Origin of the sequence: Bradyrhizobium sp. 613_E4_N2_2 (assembly GCF_052075995.1) — a bacterium.
GTDB classification, from domain to species: domain Bacteria; phylum Pseudomonadota; class Alphaproteobacteria; order Rhizobiales; family Xanthobacteraceae; genus Bradyrhizobium; species Bradyrhizobium barranii.
The window spans coordinates 573,043-588,783 of sequence record NZ_CP197234.1; the positions used below are offsets into that span (position 1 = coordinate 573,043).

Below are 15,741 nucleotides of genomic sequence, written 5' to 3' on the forward strand. Positions count from 1 at the left end.
GCTCCGATTTCCAGTTGACGGCCGGCCGGCTCCGGTCCAAAATAGTTGCACGTGAGACTATCTAGCAGATCAGTCCTCTCTTGACCAGAGCCGAGGTTAGCGCATGGCGCAGGCCAATACGCAGCAGGCCAAAACCCAGTTCGGCTATCGCCGCCACCCCGACCAGGATCGTCCCGGCCACAGCGCGGCCGAGCATCCCGTGGTGGTCGTCGGCGCGGGCCCGGTGGGCCTGTCGCTCGCGATCGACCTTGCCCAGCGCGGCCAGCGCGTCGTGCTGCTGGATGATGCCGACCGGATCGGCGAAGGCTCGCGCGCGATCTGCTTCTCCAAGCGGTCGCTCGAATATTGGGACCGGCTCGGCGTCGGCGACCGCATGGTCGAGAAGGGCGTGGTGTGGAGCGTCGGTCGCATTTTCCATGGCGAGTCCCAGCTCTACCAGTTCAACCTGCTGCCGGAAGACGGTCACAAGCGGCCGGCCTTCATCAATCTCCAGCAATATTACGCCGAGGCCTATCTGGTCGATCGCATCGGTGATCTCCCTGAGATCGATCTGCGCTGGCGCAACAAGGTGACGGCGCTTGAACAGCGCAACGATTCCGTCGCGCTGACGATCGAGACGCCGGAGGGCGCCTATCGCCTGCACGCGCAATACGTCGTCGCCTGCGACGGTGCGCGCTCGTCGCTGCGGCAGATGGTCGGCGCCGACTTCGCCGGCCAGGTGTTCGAGGACCAATTTTTGATCGCCGACGTCAAGATGACGGCGGAGTTCCCGACCGAGCGCTGGTTCTGGTTCGATCCGCCGTTTCATGCCGGGCGCTCCGCGCTGCTGCACCGGCAGCCCGACGATGTCTGGCGCATCGATCTCCAGCTCAATCGCTTTGCCGATCCCGTCGTCGAGAAGAAGCCGGAGAACGTGCGGCCGCGGATCGCGCGCATGCTCGGTCACGACAAGTTCGAGTTCGAGTGGATCTCGCTCTACAAATTCCAGTGCCGGAGGATGGATCGCTTCCTCCACGGCCGGGTGATTTTTGCGGGCGATTCCGCGCATCAGGTCTCGCCCTTCGGTGCGCGCGGTGCCAATTCCGGGCTAGAGGACGCGGAGAACCTCTCCTGGAAACTCGACCGCGTGCTGCGCGGAACCTCGCCCGCGAGCCTGCTCGAGAGCTACCATGTCGAGCGCAGCCTGGCTGCCGACGAGAACATCCGCGAATCGACCCGCTCGACCGATTTCATGGCGCCGAACTCGCATCAGGAGGCGCGGCTGCGCAAGGCGGTGCTGTCGCTGGCCAAGGAAACGGAGTTCGGCAAGCGCATGGTCAATGGTGGGCGGCTCTCGGTACCGTGCAGCTACGACTCGCCGCTGTCATCGCCCGATGCCGATGCGTGGCGCGGCGGACCGTTGCCCGGCTGCTCCATGCTCGACGCCCCCGTTGGCGAGCAGGCCTATCTGACCGACGCATTCCGCCGGGGTGGAGCGGACTTCACCTTGCTGTCGTTCAGCAATGGCGCGGCGGTCGATGCGCCCGATGGTGTCAAGGATATCCGCATCGGTGGCGAGGGCGGGCTTGCCGATCCCTCGGGCCTTGTCGCAAAGCGCTATGGCGCCGAGCCAGGTACAGCCTATCTGCTCAGGCCCGACGGCTACGTTGCGGCGCGCTTCCACCATCCGACGCGTGCGGCGATCGCGGCCGCGTTGTCGCGGGCCCAAGGCTTGAATTGAGGATTCGCATGCCGCTTTCAACCAGCTCCAACTTCGCGCGGCCCGACGATGCCTTTCGTGCCATCGTCGAGGCGCACCGCGGCTTCACCGACGAGCAGAGCGCCGATTTCGACGCGGCACTGGTCCTGATCCTCGCCAACCATATCGGCGACATCGACGTGTTGCGGGAAGCGATCGTGCTCGCGAAGCGGCGCATGACCGACGGCCAGCAGCAACAACAGCAACAACAATAACCCAAAGACCTAAGGATGACCTGATGGCGAAGAACTTCGCATCCACCGGCGATCTCTCCGAAAAGAAGATCACCTTCTCCGAGATCGGCACCGATCTCTATGCCTTCACCGCGGAGGGCGATCCGAACACCGCGATCATCGTCGGTGACGACGGCTGCCTGGTGTTCGACGCGCAGTCGACGCCGGCGATGGCCAACAAGGTGATCGAGCGCGTCCGCACCGTCACCGACAAGCCGATCAAATATGTCGTGCTGTCGCACTACCACGCCGTGCGCGTGCTCGGTGCGTCCGCCTACAAGGCGCAGGGCATCGTGGCCTCGCAGGAAACCTATCGTCTGATCGAGGAGCGCGGCCAGCAGGATTGGGATTCCGAATACGGCCGCTTCCCGCGGCTGTTCCAGGATGCCGCGAGCATTCCCGGCCTGACCTGGCCGACGCTGACCTTCGAAGGCGAGATGTCGATCTATCTCGGCAAGCGCGAAGTGCGACTGATGCAGCTTGGCGCGGGCCACACCTCCGGCGACATCGTCGCCTGGGTGCCGGATGCCGAGGTCATGTTCTCCGGCGACCTCATCGAATATCACTCGGCCTGCTATTGCGGCGACGCGCATTTGCGCGAATGGCCGCTGACGCTGAACGAGATCCGCAACTTCAATCCCAAGGCGATCGCGCCGGGCCGCGGTGATGCGCTGAAGGGCACAGCCACGGTGCGCGAAGCCATCGCGATGACGCGCGACTTCGTCACCTCGCTCTATGGCGCGGCCGAGGTCTCCGTCGCCAAGGGGCGCACGCTGAAAGAATCGATGGCGGCGACGCGCGAAGTGATGGACCCGAAGTTCCACAGCTTCGCCATCTACGAGCACTGCCTGCCGTTCAACGTGTCGCGCGCCTATGACGAGGCGTCGGGGATCGACGACCCCGTGATCTGGACCGACAAGCGCGACCAGGAAATGTGGGCCGCCCTGCAAGGAGGAGGATAGTCATGAACGTCAACACCTCGCCTGATCAGATCATCCGCAGTTCGGCGCAGGTCACGCCGGGTTACATGTCCGGCTTCGGCAACAGCTTCGAGACCGAGGCGCTGCCGGGCGCGCTGCCGATCGGGCGCAACTCGCCGCAACGCTGTGCCTACGGGCTCTATGCCGAGCAGCTTTCCGGCTCGCCATTCACCGCGCCGCGCGGCACCAATGAGCGCTCCTGGCTCTATCGCATCCGTCCCTCGGTGAAGCATTCCGGCCGGTTCGAGAAGGCCGATGCCGGCCTGTGGCGCTCGGCGCCCTGCCATGAATACGATTTGCCGATCGCGCAGCTGCGCTGGGACCCGGCACCGATCCCGAAGGAGGACATGACCTTCCTTCAGGGCGTGCAGACCATGACGACCGCCGGCGACGTCAACACGCAGGCCGGCATGGCCGCGCACATCTACCTCATCACCAAATCGATGGTGGACCAGCACTTCTACAACGCCGACGGCGAGCTGATGTTCGTGCTCCAGCAGGGCAATCTGCGCGTCGTCACTGAGTTTGGCCGTATCGACGCCGAGCCCGGCGAGATCGTGGTGATCCCGCGCGGCGTCAAATTCCGCGTCGAGATTCCGAACGGTCCTGCGCGCGGTTATCTCTGCGAAAACTACGGCGGCGCCTTCACGCTGCCGGAGCGCGGGCCGATCGGCGCCAATTGCCTCGCCAACGCGCGCGACTTCCTCACCCCGGTCGCGCATTACGAGGACAAGGACACGCCGACCGAGCTCTACGTGAAATGGGGCGGATCGCTGTTCAAGACCACGTTGCCACATTCGCCGATCGACGTCGTCGCCTGGCACGGCAATTACGCGCCCTACAAATACGATCTGCGCACCTTCTCGCCGGTCGGTGCGATCGGCTTCGATCATCCCGATCCCTCGATCTTCACGGTGCTGACCTCGCCGTCGGAGACCGCGGGCACCGCGAACATCGACTTCGTGATCTTCCCCGAGCGCTGGATGGTGGCCGACAACACCTTCCGCCCGCCCTGGTATCACATGAACATCATGAGCGAGTTCATGGGCCTGATCTACGGCGTCTACGACGCCAAGCCGCAGGGTTTTGTCCCGGGCGGAATCAGCCTGCACAATTGCATGCTGCCGCACGGCCCCGACCGCGATGCCTTCGAGCACGCCAGCAACGGCGAGCTGAAACCGGTCAAGCTGACCGGCACCATGGCCTTCATGTTCGAGACCCGCTACCCGCAGCGCGTGACAGCGCATGCCGCGAAGTCGTCGACGCTGCAGGACAATTACGCGGACTGCTGGACGGGACTTGAGAAGCGGTTCGATCCGAACAAGCCGTGACGGTCTTCCTCTCCCCTTGTGGGAGAGGGTGGCATAGGCGGCCTCTGGCCGCCGTCTCTTAAGAACGCCGATGCTTTGCATCGGCTACGGCGTAGCGGCGAGACGGGTGAGGGGTCTGTCTCCACGGTTGAACCTCTCTCATTCGGACGCGCGGATAGAACCCCTCATCCGGCGCTTCGCGCCACCTTCTCCCACAAGGGGAGAAGGAAGAAAGGACCAGGCCGAAAGTGACAACCCACCCCAACGACCCCAGCCTCCGCTCCTTCATCGACGTCGATCCCGCCTCTGACTTCCCGATCCAGAACCTGCCATATGGCGTGTTCTCGACCTCGGCCAATCCGACGCCGCGCGTCGGTGTCGCGATCGGCAACTACGTGTTCGATCTCTGGGCGCTCGAGCAGGATTGCCGGCTTGATGTCGGGCCGCTCGGCGTGTTTTCCGGCCCCTCGCTCAATCCGTTCATGGCGCTCGGCCCAAAAGTCTGGACGAAGACACGCGCGCGGATCAGCGAGCTGCTGCGTCACGATCATCCGGAGCTGCGCGACAACGAGGAGCTGCGCAAGCAGGCCCTGGTGCCGATGCGCGATGCGAAATTGCATCTGCCGTTCGCAGTGTCCGGCTATACCGATTTCTATTCGTCGAAGGAGCACGCCACCAATGTCGGCGTGATGTTCCGCGGCAAGGACAACGCGCTGCAGCCGAACTGGCTGCACATGCCGATCGCCTATAACGGCCGCGCCTCGACCGTCGTGGTCTCCGGAACGAGGGTGAAGCGGCCGCGCGGCCAGCTGAAGCCGCCGAATGTCGAGCTGCCGAGCTTCGGACCGTGCAAGCGGCTCGACTTCGAGCTGGAGATGGGTGTGGTGGTCGGCCAGCCCTCAGCCATGGGTGGCATGCTGACCGAGCAACAGGCCGAGGAGATGATCTTCGGTTTCGTGCTGCTCAACGACTGGAGCGCGCGCGACATCCAGCAATGGGAATATGTGCCGCTCGGGCCGTTCCTGGCAAAAGCGTTCGCGACCTCGATCAGCCCGTGGGTGGTGACGCGCGAGGCGCTGGAGCCATTCCGGCTGAAGGGACCGGAGCAGGAGCCGGCGCCGCTGGATTATCTCAAGCAGGCCAAGCCGCAGAATTACGATCTGGAGCTCGACGTATCCCTGCGCGCCGCCGGCGCCAACGCGCCCGCCGGCATCAGCCGCACCAATTTCAAGTACATGTACTGGTCATCGGTGCAGCAGCTCATGCACCACGCCTCCAGCGGTTGCGCGATGAATGTTGGCGATCTCCTTGGGTCCGGCACGATCTCCGGCCCGGAGAAGAACCAGCGCGGCAGCCTGCTGGAGATCAGCTGGAACGGCACCGAGCCGGTGGAATTGCCCGGCGGCGCCAAGCGCTCGTTCCTGGAGGACGGCGACAGTCTCGTCATGCGCGGCTGGTGCCAGGGCAACGGCTACCGGGTCGGGTTCGGGGAGGTCGAGGGGACGATTTTGGCGGCGGAGTAGCCGCGCGTTCCGGTGTCGTAGGGTGGGCAAAGCGAAGCGTGCCCACCATTCCGATCATAGTTGCGGAGACATGGTGGGCACGGCGCTAAGGCGCCTTTGCCCACCCTACGAGACCTATCGCCTCTCCGGCGGCACGTCGCGCACCCGCGCGCAATGCGCGGCGACATCCTCCGGGCTGTATTTCAAATGCACCCGCTTGTCGGACGGCACGTGTTTGGTGACGCACACGCCCGGCCGCCATTCCCGCGTCGGCCTGATCGGGCGCGGCGCAAAGCCGCCGCCGCAATTCGGGCAGACGTTGGAGAGTTTCGTCTCCACGCAATCCGCACAGAACGTGCATTCATAGGAGCAGATCCGCGCATCCGTCGCATCAGGCGGCAGGTCGCGGTCGCAATATTCGCAGTTCGGTCGAAGCTGGAGGGCCATGGCTGAATCTCCGCAGATTGGCTTGATCATCGCAGACGGCGCGTGAAGCGCGAATGGCGTAGTTCCCTCGATTTCAGCCAGCCTTCAAATCCTTCAGCGGCAGCCGCGAGCTTTCCTTGAGCCTGTCGAGCACGATCGAGGAGCGCACATGCGCCACGCTCTGGTGCGGCATCAGCACGTCGTTGACGAGATTGGAGAGACCCTTGAGATCGCGCAGCACGGCTTTGAGCACGTAATCGGCGTCGCCCGTCAGCGAATAAGCTTCCTGGATCTCGTCGATGCGGTTGACCAAGGCGCGGAAGCGTTTCGAATTGTCCGGCGAGTGGGTCGCGAGCCCCACCTGGATAAAGGCGATCACACCGAAGCCCAGCGCTTCGCTGGAGAGATCGGCGTGATAGCCCGAGATCACCTTCTCCTCCTCCAGCCGCATCCGCCGCCGCGAGCATTGCGAGGCCGAGAGACCCGCGAGATCGGCGAGCTCCTGGTTGGTGAGGCGGCCGTCGTCCTGGAGCGCGCCCAGGATCTTGAGGTCGAAGGCGTCTACGGAGATCATGCGTCATTTATCCATTTCATGCACGGATCGTGCATATGATAGCCAAAACGCGTCCCGTTTGCACGCTCATTGCACGCCCGGTGAAGGATAGTTCATGGCAGCAGCAATTGGAGAGCACCATGGGTCCGTTTCCGCACGATGCACCGCCGGCCACCATCACCGCCGACAATCCGATGGGCACCGACGGGTTCGAGTTCGTCGAATATGCGCATCCCAATCCGGAAGAGCTGCACGCGCTGTTCAAGCTGATGGGTTATGCGCCCGTCGCGCGTCACAAGAGCAAGAAGATCACGGTCTATCGCCAGGGCGACATCAACTATCTCGTCAACGAGGAGCCCGGCACCCACGGCTTCGACTTCGTCGCCGCACATGGTCCCTGCGCACCGTCGATGGCGTTTCGCGTGGTCGATGCGAAGGCGGCCTATGACCGCGCGATCGCGCTAGGCGCCGAACCTGCCGATGTGTCGTCGGCGCAGAAGACGCTCGATGTGCCCGCGATCAAGGGCATCGGCGGCAGCCTGCTCTATTTCGTCGATCGGTACGGCGCCAAGGGCTCGGCTTATGATGCCGAGTTCGAGTGGCTGGGCGCCCGCGATCCCAAGCCGGTCGGCGCCGGCCTGTTCTATCTCGATCACCTCACCCACAACGTCCATCGCGGCCGCATGGATGTGTGGACGGGCTTCTACCAAAAGCTGTTCAACTTCCGCCAGATCCGCTTCTTCGACATCGAGGGTCGCGCCTCCGGCCTGTTCTCGCGCGCGCTGACCAGCCCCGACGGCAAGATCCGGATTCCGATCAACGAGGACGCTGGCGAGTCCGGCCAGATCGAGGAATATCTGAATATCTATCGCGGCGAGGGCATCCAGCACATCGCCTGCGGCTGCCGCGATATCCACGCCACCATCGAAGGCCTGCGCGAAGCCGGCCTGCCCTTCATGCCGTCACCGCCCGACACCTATTTCGAGAAGATCGACGCGCGCCTGCCGAAGCACGGCGAGGACGTCGCGCGGCTCCAGACCAACGGCATCCTGATCGACGGCGAAGGCGTGGTCGATGGCGGCCAGACCAAGGTGCTGCTGCAGATCTTCTCCGCGAACGCGATCGGCCCGATCTTCTTCGAGTTCATCCAGCGCAAAGGCGACGACGGCTTTGGCGAGGGCAACTTCAAGGCCCTGTTCGAATCGATCGAGGAGGACCAGATCCGGCGCGGCGTGTTGAAGGTGGATAACGCGGCGTAGGTCGCTGCGTTCGGGCACACTGCCGTAGGGTGGGCAAAGCGCAAGCGTGCCCACCACTTCTATCAAGATTGTGGAGAGATGGTGGGCACGGCGCTTCGCGCCTTTGCCCACCCTACGCGATCTTTGCCGGGGCTAGATCTACCTCTTCCACGCAGCCGTCACGGCACCAATCTCCGCGCCCTCCGGCTCCCGCACCGCCGACGGCGTGCGCGAGAACCTTGGTGCCGGCGCCGGCTGCTTCACGCCGTGGCGTTCGAGGAAGACATTGCGGGCGACCATGTGCGGATGCTCGGTCGCTTCCGACATGGTCAGCACCGGCGCGAAGCAGATGTCGGTGCCTTCCATGATCCTGCACCAGTCCTCGCGGGTCTTGCTCTTGAACACGGCCTGCAATTTCTGCTTCAGCGCGGGCCAGGCCTTGGGGTTCATCTGCGCGTCGAAGTCGGCATCGGTCAGGCCCGCGTGCTCGCGCAGCAGCGCGTAGAACTGCGGTTCGATCGAGCCGATCGAGACGAAGTGCCCGCAGGCACATTCATAGACGCCGTAGAAATGTGCGCCGCCGTCGAGGAAGTTCTGGTTGCGCCCCTCGCTCCAGCGGCCGATCGTCTTCATGTCGAAGAAGAACGACATCAGCGATGCCGCGCCGTCGCACATCGCGGCGTCCACGACTTGGCCCTTGCCGGACCTTTGCGCTTCGAGGAGGGCGGCGAGCACGCCGACGACGAGATAGAGCGCGCCGCCGCCGAAATCGCCGACCAAATTGAGCGGGGGCACCGGGGCTTCCTTGGTGCCGATCGCGGCGAGCGCGCCGGTGATCGAGATGTAGTTGATGTCATGGCCGGCGGCGTTGGCCAGCGGGCCTTCCTGGCCCCAGCCGGTCATGCGGCCGTAGACGAGTTTGGGATTTCGCGCGAGCACGACATCGGGGCCGAGCCCGAGCCGCTCCATCACGCCGGGACGAAAGCCCTCGACCAATGCATCGGCGCTCGCAAGCAGGTCGAGCACCTCTGCGATCGCCGCCTTGTCCTTGAGGTCGAGCTCGATCACCTTGCGGCCGCGGCCCGCCACCGACTTCATGCTCTTCTTGGCGCCGACGCGATCGAGCGTGACGACCTCGGCGCCCATGTCGGCCAGCATCATGCAGGCGAATGGGCCGGGTCCGATGCCGGCGAATTCGACGACACGGAAACCCGAGAGCGGGCCGGAGGCGCGGACGGAGGAGCCTTCTGATTTTTCCTGGGCTGGTTTATCGAGCACGTTGTTGTTTCCTCGGGTCGCCGGCGAATGCCGGTGGTCCGGCAATCGCCTTTGACGTTCCTCTTTTGGGGCGAGTTAATTGGCTGATTAACTTTTCTCGCCTTCATGTCCGCGAGGCAAGCGGTTTTCATGCATGGGCGCATAATAAAAGCGGCGCGCATTGCTGCGCGCCGCGGAAGATTTGTGTTGAGGCGCTAAGGCGCGACGCGCTGTCGCGCTTTATCGACTCGGTCAGCCCGCGGCAGCCACCGCGCGCTGCGCCATCACCTTGACGAGGTTGGCGCGGTATTCCGCCGTGCCGTGGATATCGGCCAGCAATCCGCTCGCCGGAATGCTGACATTGTCGAGCGCCGACGGCGACCAGTTCGCCTTCAGCGCGGCTTCGATCGCGGGCACCCGCATCACGCCGCTCTGCGAGGCGCCGGTGGCGGCAACACGGATCTCGCCCGACTTCGTCTGCGCGACGAACACGGCGGTCAGCGCGAAGCGTGAGGCCGGATGCCGCATCTTTTCGTAGCCTGCCTTCGCCGGCACCGGGAACGACACCGCAGTGATGATCTCGCCGTCTTCCAGCGCCGTCGTGAACAGGCCCTGGAAGAAGTCCTCGGCCGAGATCGACCGCTTGTTGGTCTTGACGGTGGCACCGAGCGCCAGCAGCGCGGCCGGATAATCCGCGGCGGGATCGTTGTTGGCGATCGAGCCGCCGATCGTGCCGCGATAACGCACGGCGGGATCGCCGAGCACCGAGGTGAGATAGGCGATCGCGGGGATCGCCTTCTTCACATCGGCATTCTGCATGATGTCGAAATAGGTCGTGCCGGCCTTGATGGTCAGCACGTCGCCCGAGAGTTCGACGCCGTGCAGCTCCTTGATCTTGCCGAGGTCGATCACGTCGGACGGGCTGGCGAGCCGCTGCTTCATGACCGGCAGCAAGGTCTGGCCGCCGGCGAGGAATTTCGCCTCACTGCTCTTGCCGAACAGGGCGACGGCCTCGTCGACCGAGGAGGGGCGATGATAAGTGGTCTGGTACATCTTGTTGCTCCTCTCAGGCCGCGTGGATCGTGCGCCACACCCGATCCGGGGTTGCGGGCATTTCCAGATTGTTCTTGCCGATCGCATCCGTGATCGCGTTGATCACGGCCGCAGAGGCGCCGATCGCGCCGGCCTCACCGCAGCCCTTGATGCCCAGGGGATTGCCCGGGCACAGCGTCGTGGTGTGGGAGAGGTTGAACGAGGGCAGGTCGTCGGCGCGCGGCATGGAGTAATCCATGAACGAGGCCGTGACGGGCTGGCCGTTGGCATCGTAGATGGCGTGCTCGAGCAGCGCCTGCCCGATGCCCTGGGCGAGGCCGCCATGGACCTGTCCCTCGACGATCATCGGGTTGATCAGCCGGCCGAAATCGTCGGCCGCGACGAAGTTGACGAAGGAGGTCTTGCCGGTGCCGGGATCGACCTCAAGCTCGCAGATATAGGCGCCGGCCGGGAAGGTGAAGTTGGTCGGATCGTAGAAGGCGCTTTCCTTCAGGCCCGGCTCCATCCCGTCAGGCAGATTGTGCGCGGTGTAGGCCGCGAGCGCGACCATCGGGAAGGCGATCGCCTTGTCGGTACCGGCCACCTTGAACTCGCCGTTCTCGATGACGATGTCACCCTCGGACGCTTCGAGCGCATGCGCTGCGATCTTCTTGGCCTTGGACTCCATCTTCTCCATCGCCTTCAGGATCGCGGTGAGACCGACGGCCGCGGAGCGCGAGCCGTAGGTGCCCATGCCGAACTGCACCTTGTCGGTGTCGCCATGGACGATCGAGACCTGGCTGATGGGAACGCCCAGGCGCTCCGCGACGAGCTGGCAGAACGTGGTCTCGTGACCCTGGCCGTGGCTGTGCGAGCCCGTCAGGATCTCGATGGTGCCGACCGGGTTGACCCGCACTTCGGCGGATTCCCATAAGCCGACGCCGGCGCCGAGGCTGCCGACGGCCTTCGACGGCGCGATGCCGCAGGCCTCGATGTAGCAGGACACGCCGATGCCGCGCAGCTTGCCGTCCGCCTTCGCCTTGGCCTTGCGGGCTGCGAAGCCGGCATAGTCGATCGCCTTCATCGCGGCGTCGAGCGAGGCGTTAAAGTCGCCGGTGTCATAGGCCATGATGACAGGCGTCTGGTGCGGGAACTGGGTGATGAAGTTGCTCCGGCGCAGTGCTGCCGGATCGACCTTGAGCTGCCGCGCCGCCGTCTCCATCAACCGTTCGATCAAATAGCTCGCCTCGGGGCGGCCTGCGCCGCGATAGGCGTCGACCGGCGTGGTGTTGGTGTAGACCCCGACCACCTCGGCATGGATCGCCGGGATGTTGTACTGGCCCGACAGCAGCGTGGCGTAGAGATAGGTCGGGACCGACGAGGAGAACAGCGACATGTAGGCGCCGAAATTGGCGTAGGTCTTCACCTTCAAGCCGGTGATCTTGTTGTTGGCATCGAACGCCATCTCAGCATGGGTGACGTGGTCGCGGCCATGCGCATCGGTGAGGAAGGCCTCGGTGCGGTCGCCGGTCCATTTTACCGGACGGCCGACCTTCTTCGAGGCCCACAGCGCCACCATCTCCTCGGGATAGATGAAGATTTTTGAGCCGAAGCCGCCGCCGACGTCGGGGGCGATCACGCGCAGCTTGTGCTCGGGGGCGATGTTGTAGAACGCCGACAGCACGAGGCGGGCGACGTGCGGGTTCTGCGAGGTCGTATAGAGCGTGAAGTGCTCTTCCGCCGCGTCATAGTCGGCGATCGCCGCGCGCGGCTCCATCGCGTTCGGGGCGAGGCGGTTGTTGGTGACGTCGAGCTTGACCACATTGGCGGCCTTGGCGAAGGCGGCATCCGTCGCGCCCTCGTCGCCGATCACCCAGTCATAGACCTGGTTGCCGGGGGCTTCGGGGTGAAGCTGGGCTGCGCCGGCCTTGATCGCGGCATGGATATCGGCGACTGCCGGCAGCTCTTCATAATCCACGACCACGGCTTCGGCCGCGTCGCGCGCGAGGTTCTTGCTGTCGGCGATCACGACCGCGACGGCCTGACCGACGAAGCGCACGGTTTCCGGCGCCATCGCCGGCCATGCGCCCATCTTCATCGGGCTGCCGTCCTTGGAGGTGATGGCCCAGCCGCAGATGAGATTGCCGACCTTGTCGTCGACGATCTGCTGTCCCGTGAGCACGGCGACCACGCCCGGCATGTCGAGCGCGGCGGATGAATCGATCTTCTTCACCTTGGCATGCGCATGCGGGCTTCTGATGAAATGGGCATGGGTCATGCCCTGCAATTTGATGTCGTCGACGTAACGGCCTTTGCCGGTAATGAAACGCTTGTCTTCCTTGCGCACGACGCGCGCGCCGATGCCTTCAACACCCATGTCTGGTCCTCCCGACCGGAAGTTTCTTTGACTGCGCTTTCCCTCGAAAGCAGCAGCGGTGGTTCTTTATTCGAGGCGCGCTGCTTTACTCGGCCGCCTGCGAGACCTTCATGCGCCCGGCTGCATCCAGCACGGCCTTGACGATGTTGTGGTAGCCGGTGCAGCGGCAGATATTGCCTTCGAGCTCGTGGCGGACCGTGGGCTCGTCGAGCTCACCACCATGGCGGTGCACGATGTCGATCGCCGACATGATCATGCCCGGCGTGCAATAGCCGCATTGCAGGCCGTGATTGTCGCGGAAGGCGGCCTGCATCGGGTGCAGCTCATCGCCCTTGGCGATGCCTTCGATGGTGGTGACGCTGGCGCCGTCGGCCTGACCAGCCAGCATGGTGCAGGATTTCACCGCCTTGCCGTCCACGTGTACGACGCAGGCGCCGCACTGGCTGGTATCGCAGCCGACATGGGTCCCGGTGAGGTTGAGGTGATCCCGCAGGAGCTGGACCAGCAGCGTGCGGTCCTCGACGTCGACGGCAACGGCCTTGCCGTTCACCGTCAGTTTGACTGTAGACACGGAACATACCTCCCCGGATTGATTTTGATTGTTTCTAATTAGAGACCGCCGCCCACGGACATTGCAACTAGGATTTTGGTCACGCCGGTCATGGAAAAGTCATCGATCCCGACGATCGGGCAATGACTTGGGTGGGCGAAGCGGGTCGACCGCCGCAAAATGGCCGGCCCATGTGGGATGCCAGCCGTCATCCCATCCGGTCGGCTTTTGGCCGACAAAGCCGGAAATTGCGCAGGTGCGGCGAATTTACCGCCCTTTATCCATTCTGCCCTAGTTTTGCGCATCCGGGTCTGGAGGCGAGCCGCCTCCGGATCACGGCTGAATAGAAAATGGGGGTTGGAATGTCCGGGCGTATCGCGTCGCCGTCGAAGCGTACAATATTTCCGACCCTCCGGTTCCGCGCCAAGATCATCCTCGGCTTCGCCGCGGTGCTGGTGATCTCCGCCGGCAGCATGGCTTTCTCCTATTTCGGCTTCGAGCGGGTCTCGGCCGGGGTCGGGTCCTACCGCAGCAGCGTCACCGAGGCCGATCTCGCCCGCAACATCGACCGCGAGCTGCTCGCCTACCGCTCGGCCGTCCGTTATTTCGTCGTCACCGGCAAGGAGGACGATGCCAAGGCAGCGCTGGACGCCGAGACCGGCCTGAAGAGCGCCATCGACCAGGCCGTCAAGAGTGCCCAGAAGCCGGCGCGGCAGGACGGCCTCAACAAGCTCGCCAAGGAATTCTCCAACTTCTCCGCGACCTTCGCCAAGGTCCTCAAGGCCAAGCGCGACAGCGCGCTGCTGGTGCAGAACCAGCTGACGCGCCAAGCCAATCTCCTGAAATACAAGCTTGACGATATCGGCAACAATGCCTCCGATTCCGAGGCGCAGTCGATCGAGTTCGGCACCAAGCAGGTCAACGCCCAGTTCCAGACCGCGAGCGCGGCGGCGACCAATTTCGTGCTGACGTCCGACCAGGCGATCGCGACCAGCGCGCTGGCGCGGCTGAAATTCGTCGAGAATTCGCTCGGCGCGGTCTATTCCATGGACGACAAGATCGTCGCCGGCCTGAAGGACGCCAAGACCATCCTCGTGGCCTATCGCGAAGCGCTGGAGAAGCTGATCGCCAACGCCAAGATGGTGGATGAGCTCGTCACCGAGATGAGCGGTTCTGCCGGTGCGATCCTGCAAGGCGCGACCGCGATGAAAGCGGACCTCGTCGCCGAGCAGCAGCGGCTGGATTCGGAGTCGGAAGCGACCATCGGACGGACCGAGCAACTGGTGCTGATGCTGGCCGTCGGCGGCACGCTGCTCGGCGCGATCCTCGCCTTCCTGCTCGGCACCGGCATCTCGCGTCCGATGATCGCGATGTGCAAGGCGATGGGCGAGCTTGCGTCGGGCAATTTCGACGTCGTGCTGCCGGGCCTCGGCCGCAAGGACGAGATCGGCGAGATGGCCGGCGCGGTCGAGGAATTCAAGGTTCAGGCCGTGGCCAAGGCCGAGCGCGACGCCGCCGCCAGCGAAGCCCAGAACAAGGAATTGGCCACCGCACGCCGTTCGGAGCTGATTCGCTTCGCCGATGATTTTGAAAGCGCGGTCGGTGCCATCGTGTCGAACGTGTCGGCTTCCGCCGTGCAGCTCGAATCGGCGGCTTCCACGCTGACCCGAACCGCCGAAACCACGCAGACCCTGTCGAGCCAGGTCGCCGGTGTCTCCGAGCAGGCCTCGAGCAACATGCAGTCGGTCGCAACCGCGACCGAAGAGCTTTCCGCCTCCGTCGAGGAGATCGGCCGCCAAGTCCGCGATTCCAGCCGCATCGCGGAAGCTGCGGTGGTCCAGGCCAAGGAAACCGACGGCCGGATCGGCAAGCTGTCGCACGCCGCCCAGCAGATCGGCGAGGTGGTCAAACTGATCACCGCGATCGCCGAGCAGACCAACCTTCTGGCGCTCAACGCCACCATCGAGGCGGCGCGCGCGGGCGAGGCCGGCCGCGGCTTTGCCGTGGTCGCCAGCGAAGTGAAGTCCCTGGCCAGCCAGACCGCGAAGGCCACCGACGAGATTTCCTCGCACATCGCGGGAATGCAGGGTGCGACCGCCGAGTCGGTCGCCGCGATCAAGGAGATCGGCGCCACCATCGGCAAGATTTCGTCGATCTCGACCTCGATCGCTAGCGCGGTGGAAGAGCAGGGCGCCGCGACGCAGGAGATTGCCCGCAGCGTCCAGACCGTCGCGCAGGGCACCCAGACCGCCGCCACCGACATCGGCCAGGTCAACCGTGGCGCCGCCGAAACCGGCTCGGCCTCGGAGGAGGTCCTGAATTCGGCCAAAACCCTGTCCAGCGAAAGCACCCGCCTGCGCGCCGAGCTCGATCGCTTCATGGGGAATATCCGGGCGGCGTAGGTTTGCGACGCCTGAAGCCCTCGTTGTCGCTCCACTCTCGGCTGTCGTCCCCGCGTTCGCGGGGACGACAGGCTCGGCCGCGTCACCTAACCGCAAGTTGCGACGCCATAAATTTACCGCCGCTTATCCTTTGCACTCTACCG

At 64.4% G+C, this 15,741-nt stretch carries 13 protein-coding genes; 7 read left to right on the forward strand and 6 right to left on the reverse strand.

Annotated features, from left to right (window positions below; all coding sequences use genetic code 11):
* The first annotated feature begins 103 nt into the window (after nt 1-103).
* The 5 genes from AB7290_RS02680 to fahA all read left to right on the forward strand — a co-directional run bounded on the left by AB7290_RS02680 (nt 104) and on the right by fahA (nt 5,784).
* On the forward strand, nt 104-1,720 hold the full coding sequence (locus AB7290_RS02680) for an FAD-dependent oxidoreductase (RefSeq protein WP_085403649.1): 1,617 nt from the start codon (nt 104-106) through the stop codon (nt 1,718-1,720).
* An 8-nt stretch (nt 1,721-1,728) separates the two neighbouring features.
* Nucleotides 1,729-1,953: a DUF2783 domain-containing protein gene (locus tag AB7290_RS02685; RefSeq protein ID WP_014490505.1), complete on the forward strand. Its 225-nt coding sequence runs from the start codon at nt 1,729-1,731 to the stop codon at nt 1,951-1,953.
* A gap of 23 nt (nt 1,954-1,976) precedes the next feature.
* Nucleotides 1,977-2,933: an MBL fold metallo-hydrolase gene (locus AB7290_RS02690; RefSeq protein ID WP_085403648.1), complete on the forward strand. Its 957-nt coding sequence runs from the start codon at nt 1,977-1,979 to the stop codon at nt 2,931-2,933.
* Between the two features lie 2 nt (nt 2,934-2,935).
* Nucleotides 2,936-4,282 carry a homogentisate 1,2-dioxygenase gene (gene hmgA / locus AB7290_RS02695; protein ID WP_085403647.1) on the forward strand — a complete coding sequence of 449 codons (1,347 nt, stop codon included), beginning with the start codon at nt 2,936-2,938 and terminating at the stop codon, nt 4,280-4,282.
* A gap of 227 nt (nt 4,283-4,509) precedes the next feature.
* Nucleotides 4,510-5,784 (forward strand): fumarylacetoacetase, encoded by a 1,275-nt coding sequence (gene fahA, locus AB7290_RS02700; protein ID WP_085403646.1) that lies wholly within the window; start codon nt 4,510-4,512, stop codon nt 5,782-5,784.
* A 114-nt stretch (nt 5,785-5,898) separates the two neighbouring features.
* Here the strand turns inward: fahA and AB7290_RS02705 are convergent, their stop codons facing one another.
* Together AB7290_RS02705 and AB7290_RS02710 are read right to left on the reverse strand one after the other, a co-directional pair.
* Nucleotides 5,899-6,210, reverse strand: a complete 312-nt coding sequence (locus AB7290_RS02705; RefSeq protein WP_085403645.1) for a DUF1272 domain-containing protein — start codon at nt 6,208-6,210, stop codon at nt 5,899-5,901.
* Nucleotides 6,211-6,283: 73 nt separating this feature from the next.
* On the reverse strand, nt 6,284-6,763 hold the full coding sequence (locus AB7290_RS02710; protein WP_038959069.1) for an Lrp/AsnC family transcriptional regulator: 480 nt from the start codon (nt 6,761-6,763) through the stop codon (nt 6,284-6,286).
* 119 nt (nt 6,764-6,882) lie between these two features.
* Between AB7290_RS02710 and hppD the strand changes: the two genes are divergently transcribed.
* The gene (hppD, locus tag AB7290_RS02715; protein WP_085403706.1) at nt 6,883-8,001 is read left to right on the forward strand and encodes a 4-hydroxyphenylpyruvate dioxygenase; all 1,119 of its coding nucleotides are present in this window, start codon (nt 6,883-6,885) and stop codon (nt 7,999-8,001) included.
* Between the two features lie 138 nt (nt 8,002-8,139).
* Here the strand turns inward: hppD and AB7290_RS02720 are convergent, their stop codons facing one another.
* From AB7290_RS02720 to AB7290_RS02735, 4 genes are all read right to left on the reverse strand, one after another.
* The gene (locus tag AB7290_RS02720; protein WP_085403705.1) at nt 8,140-9,258 is read right to left on the reverse strand and encodes a CaiB/BaiF CoA transferase family protein; all 1,119 of its coding nucleotides are present in this window, start codon (nt 9,256-9,258) and stop codon (nt 8,140-8,142) included.
* 231 nt (nt 9,259-9,489) lie between these two features.
* Complete coding sequence (locus AB7290_RS02725) at nt 9,490-10,290, reverse strand: FAD binding domain-containing protein (protein WP_085403644.1); 801 nt, start codon at nt 10,288-10,290, stop codon at nt 9,490-9,492.
* Between the two features lie 13 nt (nt 10,291-10,303).
* A complete protein-coding gene (locus tag AB7290_RS02730; protein WP_085403643.1) occupies nt 10,304-12,646 on the reverse strand; it encodes a xanthine dehydrogenase family protein molybdopterin-binding subunit in 2,343 nt (780 codons plus the stop codon).
* An 85-nt stretch (nt 12,647-12,731) separates the two neighbouring features.
* Nucleotides 12,732-13,217: a (2Fe-2S)-binding protein gene (locus AB7290_RS02735; protein ID WP_085403642.1), complete on the reverse strand. Its 486-nt coding sequence runs from the start codon at nt 13,215-13,217 to the stop codon at nt 12,732-12,734.
* A gap of 341 nt (nt 13,218-13,558) precedes the next feature.
* Here AB7290_RS02735 and AB7290_RS02740 point away from each other — a divergent pair, with 341 nt between their 5' ends.
* Nucleotides 13,559-15,598 carry a methyl-accepting chemotaxis protein gene (locus AB7290_RS02740; protein WP_135215351.1) on the forward strand — a complete coding sequence of 680 codons (2,040 nt, stop codon included), beginning with the start codon at nt 13,559-13,561 and terminating at the stop codon, nt 15,596-15,598.
* Nucleotides 15,599-15,741: the final 143 nt, after the last annotated feature.

Coding starts and splice junctions, on each gene's coding strand:
- AB7290_RS02680 (WP_085403649.1), top strand. CDS start 104: ATGGCGCAGGCCAATACGCAGCAGGCCAAAACCCAGTTCGGCTATCGC.
- AB7290_RS02685 (WP_014490505.1), top strand. CDS start 1,729: ATGCCGCTTTCAACCAGCTCCAACTTCGCGCGGCCCGACGATGCCTTT.
- AB7290_RS02690 (WP_085403648.1), top strand. CDS start 1,977: ATGGCGAAGAACTTCGCATCCACCGGCGATCTCTCCGAAAAGAAGATC.
- hmgA (WP_085403647.1), top strand. CDS start 2,936: ATGAACGTCAACACCTCGCCTGATCAGATCATCCGCAGTTCGGCGCAG.
- AB7290_RS02705 (WP_085403645.1), bottom strand. CDS start 6,210: ATGGCCCTCCAGCTTCGACCGAACTGCGAATATTGCGACCGCGACCTG.
- AB7290_RS02710 (WP_038959069.1), bottom strand. CDS start 6,763: ATGATCTCCGTAGACGCCTTCGACCTCAAGATCCTGGGCGCGCTCCAG.
- hppD (WP_085403706.1), top strand. CDS start 6,883: ATGGGTCCGTTTCCGCACGATGCACCGCCGGCCACCATCACCGCCGAC.
- AB7290_RS02725 (WP_085403644.1), bottom strand. CDS start 10,290: ATGTACCAGACCACTTATCATCGCCCCTCCTCGGTCGACGAGGCCGTC.
- AB7290_RS02730 (WP_085403643.1), bottom strand. CDS start 12,646: ATGGGTGTTGAAGGCATCGGCGCGCGCGTCGTGCGCAAGGAAGACAAG.
- AB7290_RS02740 (WP_135215351.1), top strand. CDS start 13,559: ATGTCCGGGCGTATCGCGTCGCCGTCGAAGCGTACAATATTTCCGACC.